General features: G+C 36.6%; 10 protein-coding genes and 1 pseudogene. 9 read left to right on the top strand and 2 right to left on the bottom strand.

Annotated features, from left to right (window positions below):
• Window positions 1-83: 83 nt before the first annotated feature.
• Window positions 84-3713: a DNA polymerase III subunit alpha gene (dnaE, locus tag VL047_RS09725; protein WP_325360083.1), complete on the bottom strand. Its 3630-nt coding sequence runs from the start codon at window positions 3711-3713 to the stop codon at window positions 84-86.
• 168 nt (window positions 3714-3881) lie between these two features.
• On the opposite strand from dnaE, the gene VL047_RS09720 reads away from it, so the two are divergent.
• The 4 genes from VL047_RS09720 (at window position 3882) to VL047_RS09705 (ending at window position 12767) form a co-directional block, all read left to right on the top strand.
• On the top strand, window positions 3882-8990 hold the full coding sequence (locus VL047_RS09720; protein ID WP_325360081.1) for a translocation/assembly module TamB domain-containing protein: 5109 nt from the start codon (window positions 3882-3884) through the stop codon (window positions 8988-8990).
• Entirely contained in the window at window positions 8983-11292 is a 2310-nt protein-coding gene (locus VL047_RS09715) for a BamA/TamA family outer membrane protein (RefSeq protein ID WP_325360079.1), read from the top strand. The genes VL047_RS09720 and VL047_RS09715 overlap by 8 nt, the downstream gene beginning before the upstream one ends.
• 95 nt (window positions 11293-11387) lie before the next feature.
• Complete coding sequence (locus tag VL047_RS09710) at window positions 11388-12326, top strand: malate dehydrogenase (protein WP_325360077.1); 939 nt, start codon at window positions 11388-11390, stop codon at window positions 12324-12326.
• Between the two features lie 3 nt (window positions 12327-12329).
• Window positions 12330-12767, top strand: a complete 438-nt coding sequence (locus tag VL047_RS09705) for a retropepsin-like aspartic protease (RefSeq protein ID WP_325360075.1) — start codon at window positions 12330-12332, stop codon at window positions 12765-12767.
• On the opposite strand, the gene VL047_RS09700 is transcribed toward VL047_RS09705, so the two are convergent.
• The gene (locus VL047_RS09700; protein ID WP_325360074.1) at window positions 12762-14699 is read right to left on the bottom strand and encodes a KUP/HAK/KT family potassium transporter; all 1938 of its coding nucleotides are present in this window, start codon (window positions 14697-14699) and stop codon (window positions 12762-12764) included. The genes VL047_RS09705 and VL047_RS09700 overlap by 6 nt on opposite strands.
• Before the next feature lie 186 nt (window positions 14700-14885).
• Between VL047_RS09700 and VL047_RS09695 the strand changes: the two genes are divergently transcribed.
• The 5 genes and pseudogenes from VL047_RS09695 to VL047_RS09675 all read left to right on the top strand — a co-directional run.
• The gene (locus tag VL047_RS09695) at window positions 14886-15389 is read left to right on the top strand and encodes a T9SS type A sorting domain-containing protein (RefSeq protein ID WP_325360072.1); all 504 of its coding nucleotides are present in this window, start codon (window positions 14886-14888) and stop codon (window positions 15387-15389) included.
• Window positions 15390-15470: 81 nt separating this feature from the next.
• Window positions 15471-16082, top strand: coding sequence for a fumarylacetoacetate hydrolase family protein (locus tag VL047_RS09690; protein ID WP_325360070.1), 612 nt, complete (start codon window positions 15471-15473; stop codon window positions 16080-16082).
• A gap of 26 nt (window positions 16083-16108) precedes the next feature.
• On the top strand, window positions 16109-17815 hold the full coding sequence (locus VL047_RS09685) for a M23 family metallopeptidase (RefSeq protein WP_325360068.1): 1707 nt from the start codon (window positions 16109-16111) through the stop codon (window positions 17813-17815).
• Between the two features lie 12 nt (window positions 17816-17827).
• Window positions 17828-18295, top strand: coding sequence for a thioredoxin-dependent thiol peroxidase (gene bcp, locus VL047_RS09680; protein WP_325360066.1), 468 nt, complete (start codon window positions 17828-17830; stop codon window positions 18293-18295).
• Between the two features lie 62 nt (window positions 18296-18357).
• Window positions 18358-18505, top strand: a pseudogene (locus tag VL047_RS09675) (transketolase); the annotation flags it as partial.

The following is an 18505-nucleotide window of genomic DNA, read 5'->3' as shown; positions in this document are numbered from 1 at the left end:
TGGTGATATATCTTATAATATAAACAAGATACAAATATACTTCTTCAAATACCTTACCAAAGTATAAATCTGCAATTCTGACACTAGTTCAACCTAACGTTATTTAAATTCATCTTTTTCAATCCATCAAGAAATTCATTATCCGGATTAACACGAATGCTTTTAGAAGGCATATCCAGCCTAATTCTATCTTCATGATCTTTAATCTCAAACTTTAATTCGCAGTTCTTCACCCCTTCACTCTCAGCATTTCGCTCTACTAATTCTTTTAACCCTAGTAAAAAGCCTGGCGATATTTCATTGAGTGACAGTTTAATTACAACATGCTTGGCTAACTTATCACGCAATTCATCTAATAATTGGATTTGCAATAACTTTAGCTCCCAATTGCCTTTTTGTCCGAATCGTTCTCTTACTGTTGCGCGCAATTGCAAGAAATAACCCTCATGTAAGAATTCTCTAAACTTGACATAGTCTTCGCCAAATACAGCAATCTCGTAAGAATCAGCATAGTCTTCAAATACGAATATACCAAATGGTTTACCATTACGCGTAGTACGATGTTGCACGGAAGAAACCAATCCACCGATTAACATTTCCTTATTCTTTATCTTATTAAATCCTTCTACTACTTCCTCATCTACTGCTTCTCCTTTTATTTTCTCAATCAAATGCAACAGTTCTACTTTATCCGGACAGAAATGTTCCATTTCAACCCGGTAATTATCCAAAGGATGTCCCGTTAAATAAATACCGATCACATCCTTCTCGTATTTTAATTTAACAATCAGATCCCAATCCGGACATTCTGATAAGGTTGGTTCAGGAATATCTGCATCGCTAGTCCCACCAAAAAGAGACATGGCAGAATTATCTTTATTATTTTGATAGTCGCTTGTATACTTCACCAAACGGTCGATACCTGTCTGCGTAGCACCCGGTGGGATAAAAAAGAACTGTGCACGGTGTAAGTTAAAACAGTCAAAAGCACCGCTGTATACCAAGTTCTCATATACTTTTTTACTCACTGTCCGGGAGTTTACTCTTCTGGCAAAATCGTAAATACTGGTATAGGGTCCATTCTCTTTCCTCTCCTCAATAATACTTTCAACTGCCTTATCTCCTACTCCTTTAATACCAGAAAGACCAAAACGGATCTCCTTCTTCTTGTTTACGTTAAAACGTAAATCAGACTCATTTACATCCGGTCCTAAAACCATAACCCCAATCTTACGGCACTCTTCCATAAAGAATGAAATCTTCTCAAGGTTATTTTGGTTATTAAGTACGGCTGCCATATACTCAGATGGGTAATGGGCTTTTAAATAAGCAGTCTGATAGGCTACAAAAGCATAACAGGTAGAATGCGATTTATTAAAAGCGTAAGACGCAAAAGCTTCCCAGTCGGTCCATACTTTTTCTAAAACCTTAACATCATGCCCTTTCTTCTTAGCATTTTCAACAAATTGAGGCTTTAACTTATCCAGGGTATGACGATCCTTCTTACCCATTGCTTTTCTCAGAACATCCGCATCACCCTTAGAGAAGTCAGCTAGTTTCTGCGATAAAAGCATCACCTGTTCCTGATAAACTGTAATTCCATAGGTATCTGCCAAGTATTCTTCCATGTCAGCCAAATCATAGCTAACATCCTCTCGGCCATGTTTCCTCTTGATATAACTAGGAATATAATCCATCGGACCCGGCCGATACAGAGCATTCATGGCAATTAAATCCTCAAACTTATCCGGCTTCAGCTCTCTGAGGTATTTCTGCATACCATCACTTTCAAACTGGAAAGTACCATTCGTGTCTCCACGTTGATAAAGTTCGAAGGTAGCCAGATCATCCAAAGGAATATCATCAATAATAATGTCCTCATTATAATTCTGCTTAATTAAAGAAAGTGCATTCTTAATAATGGTTAGGGTTTTTAAACCCAAGAAATCCATTTTTATAACGCCCGCATCTTCAATTACACGTCCATCATATTGGGTAATTAATAGATTAGATTCTTTGGAAGTGGAGACCGGAATAATATTGGTTAAGTCTTCTGGTGCAATTATAATACCGGCTGCATGAATTCCCACATTTCGAACAGACCCTTCTAAAATAAGTGCCTCTTTTAAAACCTTACCAGGCATGCTGTTCGTACTCGTATGAAACTCTTGAAGCTTTTGTATATTCTCAAAGTCCTGACCATAGTGCTGTTTAATTTCCTGGGTAGACAAGGATATGACTTTATTCAAATTTGTGCCCGGTCTGTCGGGTACAAGTTTCGCAAGAGCATTTGATTCACTTAAAGGAAGATCCAACACTCTGGCAACATCTTTTATACTACTTTTGGCCGCCATTGAGCCATAGGTAATGATTTGAGCAACTTGATTCTTACCATATTTATCAACTACATAATCAATCACCTTTTGCCTGCCTTCATCATCAAAATCCGTATCAATATCGGGCATAGACTTCCGATCTGGATTTAGAAAACGTTCGAAAAGGAGATTATACTTAATCGGATCGATATTCGTGATACCTGTACAATAGGCTACCACAGAGCCGGCGGCAGATCCTCTGCCGGGTCCAATAAAAACTCCAAGGTCTCTTCCTGCTTTTATAAAATCTGCAACAATTAAGAAGTAACCGGCGAAACCCATTGTTTTGATCGTAAAAAGTTCAAAATCAATCCGCTCCTGAACTTCCGGAACAATATCCTTATAACGTTCTTTTGCTCCTAAATAGGTTAAATGCTTTAAATATTCCCATTGGTTCTCCTTATCAGCTTCAGGTCCTTTATGAATTTTATACTCATCAGGAATAGGGAAATTAGGAAGCATAATATCCCTCTTAAGTTGAAGAGTTTCAATCTTATCTACAATTTCATTGGTATTATCTACAGCTTCGGGGATATCGTGAAACAGGCTCGACATTTCTGCCTGGGTTTTGAAGAAAAACTGATCGTTTGGAAATCCAAAACGGTATCCTTTTCCACCCTCTTCATCAGTAGCAATGGGAGTGCTTTGCAAATCGCCGGTATTAACACAGAGCAAAATATCGTGCGCATTTGAATCTTCTTGATCTACATAATGTGAATCATTGGAGCAAATCATTTTCACTTGATATTTTTTTGCAAACTTTAAAAGAACTGCGTTTACCTTTTCTTGCTCAGGAAGATTATGCCTTTGAAGCTCGATATAAAAGTCTTCACCAAACAGATCTAACCACCACTTAAATTCTTCTTCGGCCTCCTCTTCAGATTTGTTTAGAATATATTGCGGAACAACTGCTCCAAGGCAGCAGGTAGTGGCTATCAGTCCTTCATGATACTTTAAAATCAGCTCTTTATCGATACGGGGCCACTTGCTGTATATGCCTTCCATATAACCCAGCGAGCATAATTTAATTAGGTTTTTATATCCCTGAGGGTTCTTTGCTAACATTAATTGATGGTAGCGCTTGTCTCTTTTTTCTTTTGTAAACTGCTTGATGTGTCGGTCTTCAACCACATAGAATTCACAACCAACAATGGGCTTTACTCCATGTTTCGCAGCCTCAGCAACAAACTTAAAGACTCCAAACATATTGCCATGGTCTGTAATGGCCATTGCTTTCATACCATCATTTGCAGCTTTTTTAAACATTCTGCCTATATCAGCAGCACCATCTAATAGAGAGAATTGAGTATGAACATGTAAGTGAGAAAAATCGGGCATAACTAAGAAATTGTTGAAAATCAAAGATACGGAATTACTATCTGTGTCTAAACCTTAGTTTTCCACCAATTAATTATATTTGCTGCTAATCTTGATTCCGAAATATTTAAAACTATTTTTGAAAATATTCGTTTAATTTAATGTTATAACATAATAAGGCCACATCCATTGAAGAGATTTACGAGGATTTCACTGAAAATAGTTTTATGGTTATTGGGATCTATTATCGGATTGATCTTACTTGTCTTTGTATTAATTAATATTCCTGCAGTTCAGAATTTTGTTGTTCAAAAAGTAGTTTCTTACCTCGAAACTAAGATTGAAACTCAAGTAGATATAAAGAAAATCTCTTTAAAACTTCCGAAGTTATTGGTTTTAGAAGGTGTTTATTTTGAAGATCAAAGCAGGGATACTTTAATTGCAGGAGATACCCTGTTGGTTGATATCAGTTTGTTGAAATTATTGAATAACAAAGTAGAAATAAACGAATTAGATTTCAGAGGTATTACTGCAAATATCAATCGGACTCTTCCAGACAGTGCTTTCAATTTCGACTATATAATCCGGGCATTTACAAGTGAGCAGGTAGAAGAAGAATCGCAAGATTCTACATCAGCTATGGCTTTTTCAATTGATAAAATCAATCTGGATAGAATTCACTTGCGCTATAACGATGAAATTGTAGGAACAGATGCGGATTTTTATCTAGGTCATTTAGATACCAGGATTAAGACATTCGATCTGCAAAACATGGCATTCGAAATACCCAAATTAGTCATAAACGGTATTAGAACCAGAGTAAAACAATGGGAAGTAGCTACCGCAGAAGACATTCCATCGACTGATGACTTAGGCGTCGAGAGAGCAGCCGGTGCAGAAGTAGGATTACCCGATCTTAAACTTGGAGATATTGAGCTTAGCAATATCAACGTGGTGTATGAAGATGAAGCCTCTGCAATAAATGCACAGGTTAAATTTAACCACATGGCGGTTAATTTTAAAAATCTTGATCTCAAGAATGAAATTATCGAGATTAATAAGATCACTTTAAAAGACTCCGAGTCCAAATTACTTTTTGAAAAACCTGGTTCAGACAATACCAGTTCCGAGGCAGATACAAGTCAGGAAGAATCTATGAATTGGGTAGTTTCTGCAGCTACCATTGATTTAAAAAACACGAATGTTAAATATGATGATAATGCTACTCCCAAAATAAACAAAGGATTAGATTACGCACATTTAGATATTTCAAACCTGAATCTGGATCTTAAAGAACTTTATTTTTCCATGGATTCAATTCAGGGAAATCTAGAGCAATTAAACTTTAAAGATCAAAGTGGCCTGGAGATCAATAAACTTGAAACCGAGTTTACCTATACAGATACTGGAATTCTCTTGAATGACTTGTTTCTTGAAACACCCAATACAGTTTTAAATGACTATGCTGAAATCGGATATCCATCATTAGCAGCCTTAAGCGAAAAGCCGGAGCTAATGACCCTTAAGGTGAATTTAAACAACAGTACGCTGGGAATGAAAGATATTGCTCTTTTGGTACCCACCCTTGATACCATGGAGGTAATGAAACCTTTACTTGATAAATCATTTAAAATTGACGGTGATTTATCGGGCTCATTAAGCGATCTAAATACTTCGGGCCTAGTAGTACGTACACTAAACGATACCTATCTAAATCTTTCAGGAAACATCAAAAATTTGATGGATCCGGATAATCTTTTTGTTAATCTTAATATTGTCAATCTTCGGACTAGCAACCGTGATATCAGTCGTTTAGTTGCGAAAACTATGCTCCCTCCTGATATTGATATTCCATCATCTATTCAGATGAAAGGTAAAATTAAAGGTGACCTGAATAATATCAGCACAAATATGGTCCTAAATTCCTCAGTAGGAAGTGCAAGTCTGGTTGCAGATTATAAAGCTGGCAGAGATACCAGCTATCAGGCTAAGATCAATATTCAAAATCTGAATGTAGGGAGCTTCCTTAAAAATGATACAACCTTTGGTAAGGTAAACTTTTCTGCCGATTTAAAAGGAGTAGGTTTAGACCCAAAAAATATGATTGCTGAAGGAAAAGCACATTTAATAAGTGCGGAAGTTATGGGCTATACCTATCGTGATATTAACCTTGATTTTAAAGCGGATAAAGGTGATATACTTGCAAACTTAACAAGCGTAGATTCAAATTTAGCATTGACAATGGATGCTCAGGCAACTTGGACTGAGAAATATCCTGCATTAAAAATGACTATCAATGCCGACAGCATCAACCTAAAGAATTTGAAGCTAACGGATGATGATATACGCTATCACGGACAACTAAAAGCTGATCTGGCTACTGCTGATCCGGATTACTTAAACGGAGATATAAACATTGTTAACTCTCTGTTTTCATATAATGGTGATCGTTATGCATTGGATAGCATAAGCCTTTCTTCTGAGGCGACAGATTCATTGAAAATCATCGGTCTGGAATCTGAATTTTTAAATGCCAATATCTATGGACAGTATAAATTAACACAACTATCTACTGCCATTCAAGATGTAATCCGGACTTATTATAATCCTACAAACATAACAGATACCACTACCTACGATCCTCAAAGTTTTGAATTTAATGCTGAACTAACACGATCACCATTGATTCAGAAAATCGCACCTGAATTAATCGAAATGGAACCGATAACTCTTTTCGGTAACTTCACAAGTGAGGAAAGATCAATCAATGCACGTATTGGTGCTTCGCATATCTTATACGAAGGCACTTTAATTGATGGGGTTAGTTTTGATATTAATACCGCAGATTCAACCTTATTCTATGCTGGGACTATAGGAGAAATTAACATCTCAAACATTGAGCTTATTAACACGTTAATCAGCGGAAATGTAAAAGATAGCAAGGTAGATGCCGGCTTATGGATTAAGGATTCATTAGATAAAGAGCAGTACCATTTGGGTGCGCAAATGCTTGCAGAGAACGATAATTTTATATTTAACTTAAAACCTGATGGTCTGATCCTTAATTATGACCAATGGGATATCAATCCGGAAAATAGTATTCTTTTCGGTGATCAGGGAATTTTAGCACATCACTTCATTTTACAAAACGAGAATCAACAATTAAGTCTAACATCGAAAGATTCGGTACTTAACTCACCTATCGACGTTCAATTTTCTGATTTCCGCATCGAAACGTTTACTAAATTTATAGAAAGCAGTACATTTAAATTAGGAGGTGGTATTAATGGAGAAGCTACGATAGATCGCCTTGAAAGCTCCCCTACTTTTGTGTCCGACATCACCGTAAACGACTTCTATTTTGCAAATGATACAATAGGAGATATAAACCTTAAAGTAAATAATTTGCAAGAAAACACCTTTGCAACCGATATTACAATCAGTGGTTTTGGCAATGATGTAAACTTAAAAGGCGATTACATATCGCCACCAGATCAAAAATCGACAATGGACTTCGTATTAAACATGAATCAGCTTAATATGAGTACACTGGAAGCTTTTTCTTTTGGTTCCATACGACGAGCTGATGGATTCATAAATGGCCAGTTGGCTATTACAGGGTCTCCTGATGCGCCTCGTATTAATGGTGAATTATTATTTAATGATGCTGAACTGAACGTTTCGATGTTGAATGCTGATTTTATCTTGGATAATGATGCAATAACTTTTAACGATAGCGGCATACAGCTTTCTAATTTCTCTATTTCTGATAGCGTTGGTAACCATGCAACAATTGATGGAATGGTACGCACACAAACGTATACAGATTTTACATTTGACCTCGACTTAGATGCTGATAATTTCCAGGTGTTGAATTCAACAAATAAAGACAATGACCTATTCTATGGCCAACTGTTTTTGAACAGCGATTTACGCATTACAGGCAACATGGACAGTCCACAAGTCAATGGATCTTTAAAGGTGAATGATAATACCAAAATGAGTATTGTTGTTCCTGACGATAATCCGGGAATAACAGAGCGGGAAGGAATTGTTGAATTTGTGAATAAAAAAGATCTTGATAGTGAGAAATTATTTGCACAGCGGGATTCAGTACTTACAAAAACGGTTGCCGGATTAGATGTTTCTGTAAACATTGATGTTGACCCAGATGCTGAATTTACTATTATAATCGATCCGGGAACAGGAGACGCCTTATTCATTAAAGGTACGGCACAATTAAATGCAGGGATTGATCCGGGTGGCAATATCTCCTTATCAGGAACCTATGAAGTTGAAGAAGGAAGCTATGAATTATCATTCAATATGTTGAAAAGGAAATTTTACTTCAAGAAAGGAAGTACAATTACCTGGAATGGCGAAATGATGGCAGCTGACTTGAATATAACCGCAGCCTATGATATCAATGCAGCGCCCATCGATTTATTAGAGAATCAGCTAGGTGGTAGAAACTCCAATTACTATAAACAAAAAATACCTTTTGAGGTCAACCTAATTCTCACCGGCGAAATGTTGAAACCAAACATTGCATTTGACATAAATTTACAGGAAGAAAATAGTGGAGTTTCTCAAGATGTTACGAGCCTTGTAAACACCCGCTTATCGCAAGTAAGAGAGAATGAATCTGAACTGAACAAGCAGGTATTTGCTTTAATTGTACTAGGAAGATTTGTAGCAGAAAACCCGTTTGCAAGTGCAGCCGGAGGAAGCGTTGAATCGATGGCTAGAAACTCTGTCAGTCAACTATTAAGTGCACAGCTTAATAATTTAGCGGGAGATCTGATTGCCGGTGTTGAGTTAAATTTTGATCTTCAATCAACAGATGATTATAGTACAGGAAGTTTACAAAACCGGACTGACTTAAATGTTGGAGTCTCAAAACGTCTCTTAAATGATCGTTTAAAAGTTACGGTAGGTTCCAATTTTGAAATTGAAGGCGGTGGCCAACCTGGTAGAAAACCAAGTAATATTGCAGGAGACATTGCCGTAGAATATCAACTATCCAAAGATGGCAGATACTTTTTACGGGCTTTCCGAAAGAATGATTATGAAGTAACTCTTCAGGGACAAGTAATTGAAACCGGAATTGGCTTTAACATTAATATGGATTATGATAAATTTAAAGAGCTATTTATGAATGCAGACAAGCTACAAGAATATCATAAGCAAATTGAAGAAAGAAAACGCAAGGAATTATTAAAATTGTCTGAACCGAGTAATGGAAAAGATAACTCTGGCATTATAGAGTTTAAGGAGAAAGGGGAATCTAATGACTAATAAAATAGCAGTTTATTTTCTTTTTTCTATGTGCTTGCTTGCCCTATTGAGTTCTTGCAGCAACATAAAATATTTGAAAGAAGGTGAAATACTTTACGTAAAGGGGAAAGTTGAATTACAACCCGATACGTCCTTTCCAAAGAAATACATCAAGCCTCTGGAAGAGAATTTAGAAGGTTATTTAAGACCTCAACCAAATTCAAGCTTCCTAGGACTCCGTCCAAAATTATTTTTTTATAACATCGCAGGAGATTCTGTAAGTGAAAAAGGCCTGAAAGGTTGGTTAAAATATAAACTTGGTGAGCCACCGGTTTTACTAAGCGATGTAAATAGGCCATACAATGAAGATCTGCTTAGGAATCGGCTCGAAAACTTTGGATTCTTTAATGCAGAAGTCCGCTCAGATACAACCATTAAAAACAAAAAGGCGACGGTGACCTATTTCGCTAAACCGAATACCAATTATAAGATTAAGGAAGTGTTCTTTGAGCTGGACAGTACTGATTTCGGGAAAATAATTGCAGGTTCTAAGGAGAAATCTCTTTTACAACCCGGCAATCCTTATAATTTGGATGTTATCATCAGTGAAAGGAACCGCATTGACAATGAGCTAAAAGAACAGGGCTATTATTACTTTAATCCAGACCATTTATTGGTTCAAGTAGACAGTACCATCGGCAACCATGAGGTTAATCTATATGTAACGGTGAAAGATGAGGCTCCGGATATGGCTCTTCATCCCTATTATATTAACAACATCTATATATTCCCGGATTATAGTTTGCAACAAGGTGACTATCAGCTTGGTAATCCTACAGACAGCACCTACAGAGGTTATCATATCATAGACCCCGAACATACATATAGAAAGCGTGCAATTATTCGACCGATGTCTTTTAATAAGGGAGATCTTTATAGTCGGACGCAGCATACACGATCTATTTCGCAGCTTATAGGTATGGGGACTTTCAAATTTGTTAAGAATAATTTCATACCTGTTGACTCCGCAAATAGTAATTTACTAGATGTTTATTACTATTTAACTCCACAGCCGGTAAAATCCATACACTTCGAAATACTTGGAAAAACAGCTTCTGTATATAATGGCTCAGATGTAAGTGTAAGTTGGCTTCATCGCAATGCTTTTAAAGGAGCAGAACAGTTGCGACTGTCAGTTTTTGGTGGTTATGAGTTTCAAACAGGTGGGAATGTAAATTTAAACTCAAGCTTTTATCGCTATGGTGCTGAAGCAAGTATTACGTTTCCACAAATAGTTTCTCCATTTAATTGGAGTCCGACGAAGCGCTTCGTGCCCCATACAACCATTAAAACAAGGTACGAATTATTGAATCGTACGAATGCATACAACCTGAACTCAATGACGTTTAACTTTAGCTATGCCTGGCGGGAGAGTATCAGAAAGGAACATGCCTTAGACTTGCTAGAAGTTGCTTATGTACGCTCTGGAGGTATAAGTGATGAATACCAATTAGAATTGGATCAAAATCCAAACTTAAGACATGCTATCGAGAAACAGTTTATTATAGGTCCTAATTACGTTTTTACGTTTACCAATACGATGGAACAGCAACGTAAAAATACAATGTACTTAAGAGCAGGACTAGATTTATCGGGAAATATTCTAGGATTGATCAATGGCGCTAATTACAAAGAAGGCAAGGTTTATAATTTCCTGAATGCGCCAATTGCACAATATGTGAGAACAGAAGCAGACTTTCGGAACTATACGAAAGTAGGAATGAGTTCAGAAATTGCCGCGCGTGCAATGGTCGGCTTCGGCTATGCTTATGGCAACTCCAGAGCCATGCCTTATATCAAACAATTCTATGTTGGCGGGCCTAATAGCCTGAGGGCATTCAGAGCTCGTACCGTTGGTCCAGGCTCCTATCAGGCAGAGTCGATTGGAGAAGAGAATTTTATTCCCGATATGACCGGCGATATAAAAATAGAATTAAATGCAGAGTATCGTAAAAAGTTAGTGAGCATTGTTCATGGTGCCGCATTTGTTGATGTCGGAAATATTTGGCTTGTAAATGAGGATGAAAATAAACCAGGAGCGAAATTCAGTAAAAACTTCTTAAGTGAAATGGCAGTTGGTGCTGGTGTAGGACTCCGATTTGATTTAACTTTCCTTGTTTTAAGAACTGACTTAGCTATCCCCCTTCGTATACCTTACCTTCCAAAAGGAGATCGATGGGTAATGGATAAAATCGATTTGGGAGATAAAGAATGGAGAAAAAACAATTTAATCTTTAATCTGGCAATAGGTTATCCTTTTTAACGCTCAGTTGATTAATTCTACTTTTATTTTTAACTTGCCTAAATAACCAAACAGGTTATTGCAAATAATAAAACTATTATAATCATTAGACAATTATGAAAATAACCGTAGTAGGTGCTGGAGCTGTTGGAGCAACCACAGCAGACAACATTGTAAGAAAAGAATTAGCAGAAGAAGTTATCCTTTTAGACATTAAAGAAGGGTTTTCAGAAGGTAAAGCACAAGATATTTCTCAGTCAGCAGCCCTCTTGGGATTTGATACCCGTATTCATGGTGTAACAAATGATTATAGCAAAACTGCGGGTTCTGCAGTAGCTGTTATTACATCCGGAATTCCTCGTAAGCCCGGTATGACACGAGAAGAATTAATTGGAACAAATGCCAACATTGTTAAAAACGTAGCTGAAAACTTATTAAAATACTCACCTGATATTATCTTGGTTATTGTATCTAACCCGATGGATACAATGACCTATTTGGCATTAAAATCGACAGGTATCCCTAAGAATCGGATCATTGGTATGGGAGGAACGTTGGATTCAGCTCGTTTCCGCTATCAGTTAAGCCAAAAACTCTCGGCTTCACCGGCTGATTTAAATGCAATTGTTATTGGCGGACATGGTGATACAACCATGATTCCTCTCATTAAACATGCAACCTGGAATAGCCTTCCGGTAACTGATTTCCTAACTCAAGAGCAGCAAGACGAAATAGTTAGTGCTACTATGGTTGGAGGTGCTACCTTAACAAAACTTATCGGAACATCAGCCTGGTATGCCCCAGGAGCCTCAGGTGCTGCCATTGTAGAAAGTATTGTAAGAGATGAAAAGAAACTATTTACAGCGTCAGTATATCTTGAAGGAGAGTATGACCAACACGATATTAGTATTGGAGTTCCTATCATTATCGGCAAAAACGGAGTAGAAAGAATCTTGCCTTTGAAACTGGATGCAGAAGAAAAAGCGGCTTTTGAAAAAAGTGCAGAAGCTGTAAGAACAATGAATAAAGTTTTAAAAGATACCGAGGTTCTTTAGGAAATGATACAAATACCCTTGACTTTACTGAATTTACAAGACGATGGCTTCCATTTACTTATGGAAGTCATTGTTTTTAATCAGCCCTTTAAGGCTGTTTTAGATACAGGTGCTTCCAAAACGGTTTTCGATAAAACAAGCATAGAAAGGCATATTAACCCTGAACTGTTAAAACTTTCGGATCAGCTATCAACTGGTTTAGGCACAAAATCGATGGAAAGCTATGTTCTGAATATTCCGGACCTTCAGATCGGAGACCTACACCTCAAAGATTATAATGCTGCGGTTTTAGATTTATCGACAATCAATTTTGCCTACGAACAAATTGAACAAGAACCAATAATTGGAGTGATTGGAGGCGATTTACTTTTTAAGTATCAAGCAATCATCGACTATAAGAAAAGCAGCTTAATCTTCAATAGAGAGATAACCGATTTATAGAATACGTTTCATAGTAATCTCCTTTGTTTGAGCAACAACCAAAGGCACTCGCTCTACAGTTACAAAACTGGAATCGAGCCCAAAACCTTTTTCATCCGAAAGGCTGAGTCTTCTTAAAACATTATAAATATCGATTACAATTCTTTTAATGAAGCTTAGATCGTTGGATCTGGAGATTACCTTCTGCAATACAACGAATTTAAAATCCCCCACAAGTCCATACTTCTTTAAAGTTGGATACTGGCTTGTAATATCGATCTCTTTATTCTTAACCATATCCTCAATAACTTTTCTCAGTAATAAGCTAATGCGTTGCTCAACACGGAATCCAAGTCTAAAATCAATTCGTATTAATTTCTTATCAATAAGCTGCGTTACCTTATATTCATTGGTAAATGGTTCATCTGTTACATCAACGTGAGCCAGCCAATAAACATCTGCACGTTTAGGCTTTTTCTGCAATATTGAATACATGATCTTTGATTCGATTTCAGAACTAAAATTGGCAGAAGTTAAATAAACCAATTGCGATGCATATCTGGGTACCGAATCATCTTCACTTAACTCCTTTAAAATCGGGTAATAATGCTCAATATCAACAAAGCGAACAAAATCATTCTTGATCTTTCTAGCCCACCACCAGCTTACCATAATAATAAACAAGAAGGCACTTAATATAATTGTTAACCAGCCACCGTGAACGATCTTAACGCCATTACTTATGAGCAAGATTAATTCCATGCTTAAAAAAATTCCAAAGAAAGAAAGGACAAGGTATTTTGGCAAATGCTTTTTTAGCAAATAAAAAGTCATTAGAATGGTCGTCATCAAAAACGTAATATTAATAGCCAGGCCATAGGCTGCCTCCATATTCCGGGACTCTTTAAATATAAGAACTACAATCATACAGCCAATCCAAAGAATAAAATTAATGGATGGCACATACAGTTGTCCCTTTTGATTACTTGGATAATTAATCTTAACCTTTGGCCAGATGTTGAGTCTGACAGCCTCCGATATCAACGTAAACGATCCGGAAATCATAGCCTGACTTGCTATAATTGCAGCTATTGTTGCAATACCAATTCCAAACATTAAGAACCACTCAGGCATAATCAGATAGAACGGATTCTGATAATTTAATTTTAAACCCTGATGCTGTAAAAGCCACGCTCCTTGTCCAAAATAGTTCAGAATTAAACAAGATTTAACGAATATCCAGCTAACACGAATATTCGAACGTCCACAATGTCCTAAATCAGAATATAAAGCTTCAGCACCTGTAGTACATAGAAAAACAGCCCCCAAAATCAACCAAGCATTAGGATAGTTAATTAATATATTATAGGCATAATAAGGGTTAATTGCTTTAAATATATCAGGCTGATCCAATACGTATGCCAGACCCAGAACTCCCATTGTACTAAACCATATAAACATGAGAGGACCAAAAATCCGACCAACAATGGAGGTTCCAAAGCGTTGGATAAGAAATAAGAATGAAATTATAACAATTACTATGGGAACAGTAGGAAGATTTGGGAAATAAATGTTCAACCCTTCAATTGCAGAAGACACTGTAATTGGAGGTGTAATCATCCCATCTGCCAGAAGGGAGGCGCCACCAATCATTGCAGGGAATATTAACCAGGCAGCCTTTCTTTTTACTAAGGTATAAAGAGAAAATATCCCTCCTTCACCCTTATTATCAGCTCTTAATACGATTAGGACATACTTAACAGAAGTTTGAAGCGTCAGTATCCAGAAAATACAGGAAAGTCCGCCTAATATTAAATCAGAAGAAATAATATTATCACCGACAATTGCCTTAAAAACATATAATGGAGAAGTACCAATGTCTCCAAAAATTATTCCTAAGCTAATTAGCAGTCCCGCTGAACTTAGTTTATGCAAACCTCTAGATTTCTCCAAAATTTCTTTATATTTCCTGCAAATGTAGGTAATCCTAAAATAAATGCAATATTATTTTGCTTACATAGACTAACGTAATAAACCACCAACGTATAGAGTTGTTAAAAATTGTTAAAAGACGTATCTTTATTGTAAATTATGGTATATTCAAATAATAAAATTATACTTTTGTTGTAACAATAGCTTATGAAGAAGAACATCTACTTTTTTCTTGTAATCGTTTTAAGTATCAGTACCCTGCTAGGTAGTGCAAGCAATAGTTTTGCTTGGGTGCCGGCATCGATTGCTGATACCCTTAAAACAAAAGAAGTAGGTACTACTAAGCTATCAGACACACGCGCTGATAAACCAAAAGACAATTTGATTGTCTTTAAACCATTTGCACCTTATACCCCCATTCTTAAGGCAAACAATACGGAAAACATTAAAACACTGAGTAATGTTAAAGTTTTCCCCAATCCTGTATCTGGTCAGATTAACCTATCCTTCAAACTTGGCAAAGATGTCAATGTTTCCATTAAGATTATGGATGCTTTAGGAAATGAAATTAGCACCTTACTTTCTCAGCGATTAGCAGAAGGCGATCAGACACAAACATTCAATTTAAACAGCGGCCTTAAGGGCGGATTCTATTTTATTCGCATAATGGCAGGTACTGAAACGATTGTAAAAAGAATACAAATTTTATAATAATCCTTGTTCAACTTTAATTAATTAGTTGAATATCCTTATTATTTAGCTAAATGTTAAATTCTCCGTAAATCCTATTTTATGAAAATTATTGCAGTAGGCCGCAATTATATTGAGCATGCAAATGAATTAAAAAATGAAATTCCCAGCGAACCTTTAATTTTTCTAAAACCTGACACTGCACTCCTAAAAAATAACGAGGCGTTTTATTATCCTGATTTTTCTAAAGACATCCATTACGAATTGGAATTAGTTTTACGGGTTTGTAAAGAAGGCAAGCATATATCAGAAAAATTTGCCACCAATTATTATGATCAAATCGGTTTAGGCATTGATTTTACCGCACGTGACATTCAGGAGAAACATAAACAAAATGGATTACCATGGGAACTGGCGAAAGCTTTCGATCACTCTGCCTCTATTTCTAAAATGATTCCAAAAGAAGAGATTTCCTACCTTTATAATCTTAACTTCTTTCTGGATAAAAATAATGAGCGAGTGCAGCATGGGAATACCAGTAAATTAATATTCTCTTTTGAAAAAGTAATTACCTTTGTTTCTCAATATATTACCCTAAAAAAGGGAGATCTTATCTTTACAGGAACACCAGCTGGTGTAGGGCCTGTAAAAGTTGGAGATCATTTGGTCGGATATCTTGAAGAGGAAAAACTACTGGACTTCCATATCAAATAGCTCCCATATCAAAATAAAATATTCATATGAAAGGATTACTAACCTTATTTTTAACATTAACCATATCCTTCGCCTCTGCACAGAATTCTGAAAGAACATTTCCTCAAAACTACTTTCGACCACCCCTTGATTTGGCACCTCAAGCTTCCGGCAGCTTTGGAGAACTTCGCTCCAACCATTTCCATACAGGAACAGATTATCGGACAAATCAACGTGAAGGCTATCCTGTTTATGCAGTTGCAGATGGTTTTATTTCAAGAGCACGAGTTCAAATTGGCGGTGGAGGAAATGCTTTATATATAGACCACCCAAATGGATATACGAGTGTATATATGCATTTGCAAAAATTTAATAATACAATTGCAGCAGTCGTCAAAAACAAACAGTATGAAGTTCAGCAGTTCGATGTAGACTTTCCACCTGGAAAAAATGTTATCCGGGTAAAAAAAGGTGATATCATTGCTTACTCAGGAAATACAGGTGGCTCTGGTGGTCCGCATCTTCATTTCGAACTCAGAGATACTAAAACTGAGGAAACAATCAATCCCCAGTTATTTGGTTTAACAATTCCGGACGCCATCCCTCCTACTATTAGTGGCTTTACAGTATTCCGACTTGGAGATGCTCCATTCTCAGAAAACACTCCTCGTGAACATCTTCAACTTACGGGAAGTAATGGAAAATACCGTTTGGCTTCTAACAATGTAATCAGTGTTAATGGAAATACAGGATTTGGTATTGTAGCGGTAGATAGGAATTCCGCATCTGCAAATCAAAATGGAATATATTCGGTTGAACTCTTATTAGATGGCAAAACGATCTACCATTCAGTATTTACGGGTCTCTTCTTTCATCATAATCGTGCATTAAACTCTTACATCGATTATGCAACCTATATATTCAAAAGTCAGCGAATACAAAAAAGCTTTGTTGAACCTGGTAATCCGCTAACTATTTATAGCAACTTAGTCAATAATGGACTAATAGACATAAAAGATGATAAAGTCCACGAAATGCTTTATCAAATAAAAGATATAAAGGGAAATACAAGCTCAATCGCTTTTTCAGTACGCTATGATCCTTCGCTAATAATTAATCAACACTTAAAAAGTGGGACATCCCTTCTCCCCTACAACAAGGTCAATATTATTAAAAAGGAAGACGTTCTTATTGATATCCCCGCCAATTCTTTATATAGTGACTTGAATTTCCTATATTCCAAATCACCTAAGCCCGCAAAAGGTTTTTCTGAAGTTCATCACATACACAATCGGATGACACCTCTTCATAGTGCGTATAGCTTAAGTATAAAGGCTGATCCGGAACTCACTCCGGCACTTCAAAGCAAAGCATTATTTATTAACAGTCGTGGTTTCTCTGCCGGAGGTACTTATAAGGATGGGTATGTAACAGGAAACGTTTTGGAATTGGGAAGCTTTTATATTGGTGTTGATACAGAAGCACCGTTTATTCGCCCCGTGAATATTAGTGCAAACAAGGTTATGTCGGGCGTTTCTCAGATTAATCTAAAAATATCTGATAATCTATCAGGAATAAAATCCTTTAACGGATATATTGACGACCAATGGGTTTTAATGGAATATGATTCCAAGACCGCTTCACTCTGGCATACCTTTGAATCAGATTTACCAAAAGGAAAACATACATTCAAACTGGTAGTGAAGGATGCAAAAGACAATGAACGTATTTATGAAGTAAACTTTAGTCGCTAAATTTTAAACAATATGGAAGAATTAAAAGCAGGAGATAAAGCTCCGGACTTTACAGGCAAAAATCAGAAAGGTGAGAGTATTTCATTAGCTGATTTCAGTGGCAAAAAATTAATCTTGTATTTCTACCCAAAAGATAATACACCGGGATGTACAACCGAATCTTGTAACTTTCGGGACAATTATCAAAGCTTACTTCATAAAGGCTTTGAAGTGGTTGGTGTTAGTATTGACAGCGAGGCTTCCCACCAACGCTTTTCAAATAAACATAATCTACCCTTCAACTTATTAGTTGATGAAGACAAAAAAATTGTTCAGGACTATCAGGTATGGGGAGAAAAGAACCTATATGGAATGAAGTATATGGGTACAAAAAGAACCACTTTTGTAATCAATGAATCCGGAATTATAGAACATATCATTAAAAAAGTAAAGAATAAGGAAGCGAGTCAACAGATACTAGATCTTTACGAATCTGTTTAATTTTTGCCATTCCGTTAACAATACTTAAATTAGCCCACATAAATTTGAATAATCCAATCTAAATGAGTGCAGATATTAAAAAATTAGAGAGCATCGCCTCCCAAGTCAGAAGAGACGTTGTTCGCATGGTACACGGTTGCAGTTCAGGCCATCCGGGAGGATCATTGGGATGTGCCGATTATTTTACGGCCCTTTACTTTCATGCTCTGA

Source organism: Albibacterium sp., assembly GCF_035514885.1.
Classification (GTDB): Bacteria; Bacteroidota; Bacteroidia; order Sphingobacteriales; family Sphingobacteriaceae; genus Albibacterium.
Note: the sequence above shows the minus strand (reverse complement) of the source record. Positions and strands in the feature narration are given on the sequence as shown.

What these genes read in the sequence shown, in the direction of transcription:
- VL047_RS09705 (WP_325360075.1), top strand. Translation starts at nt 12,330, where the DNA reads ATGATACAAATACCCTTGACTTTACTGAATTTACAAGACGATGGCTTC.
- VL047_RS09695 (WP_325360072.1), top strand. Translation starts at nt 14,886, where the DNA reads ATGAAGAAGAACATCTACTTTTTTCTTGTAATCGTTTTAAGTATCAGT.
- dnaE (WP_325360083.1), bottom strand. Translation starts at nt 3,713, where the DNA reads ATGCCCGATTTTTCTCACTTACATGTTCATACTCAATTCTCTCTATTA.
- VL047_RS09715 (WP_325360079.1), top strand. Translation starts at nt 8,983, where the DNA reads ATGACTAATAAAATAGCAGTTTATTTTCTTTTTTCTATGTGCTTGCTT.
- VL047_RS09690 (WP_325360070.1), top strand. Translation starts at nt 15,471, where the DNA reads ATGAAAATTATTGCAGTAGGCCGCAATTATATTGAGCATGCAAATGAA.
- VL047_RS09685 (WP_325360068.1), top strand. Translation starts at nt 16,109, where the DNA reads ATGAAAGGATTACTAACCTTATTTTTAACATTAACCATATCCTTCGCC.
- VL047_RS09710 (WP_325360077.1), top strand. Translation starts at nt 11,388, where the DNA reads ATGAAAATAACCGTAGTAGGTGCTGGAGCTGTTGGAGCAACCACAGCA.
- bcp (WP_325360066.1), top strand. Translation starts at nt 17,828, where the DNA reads ATGGAAGAATTAAAAGCAGGAGATAAAGCTCCGGACTTTACAGGCAAA.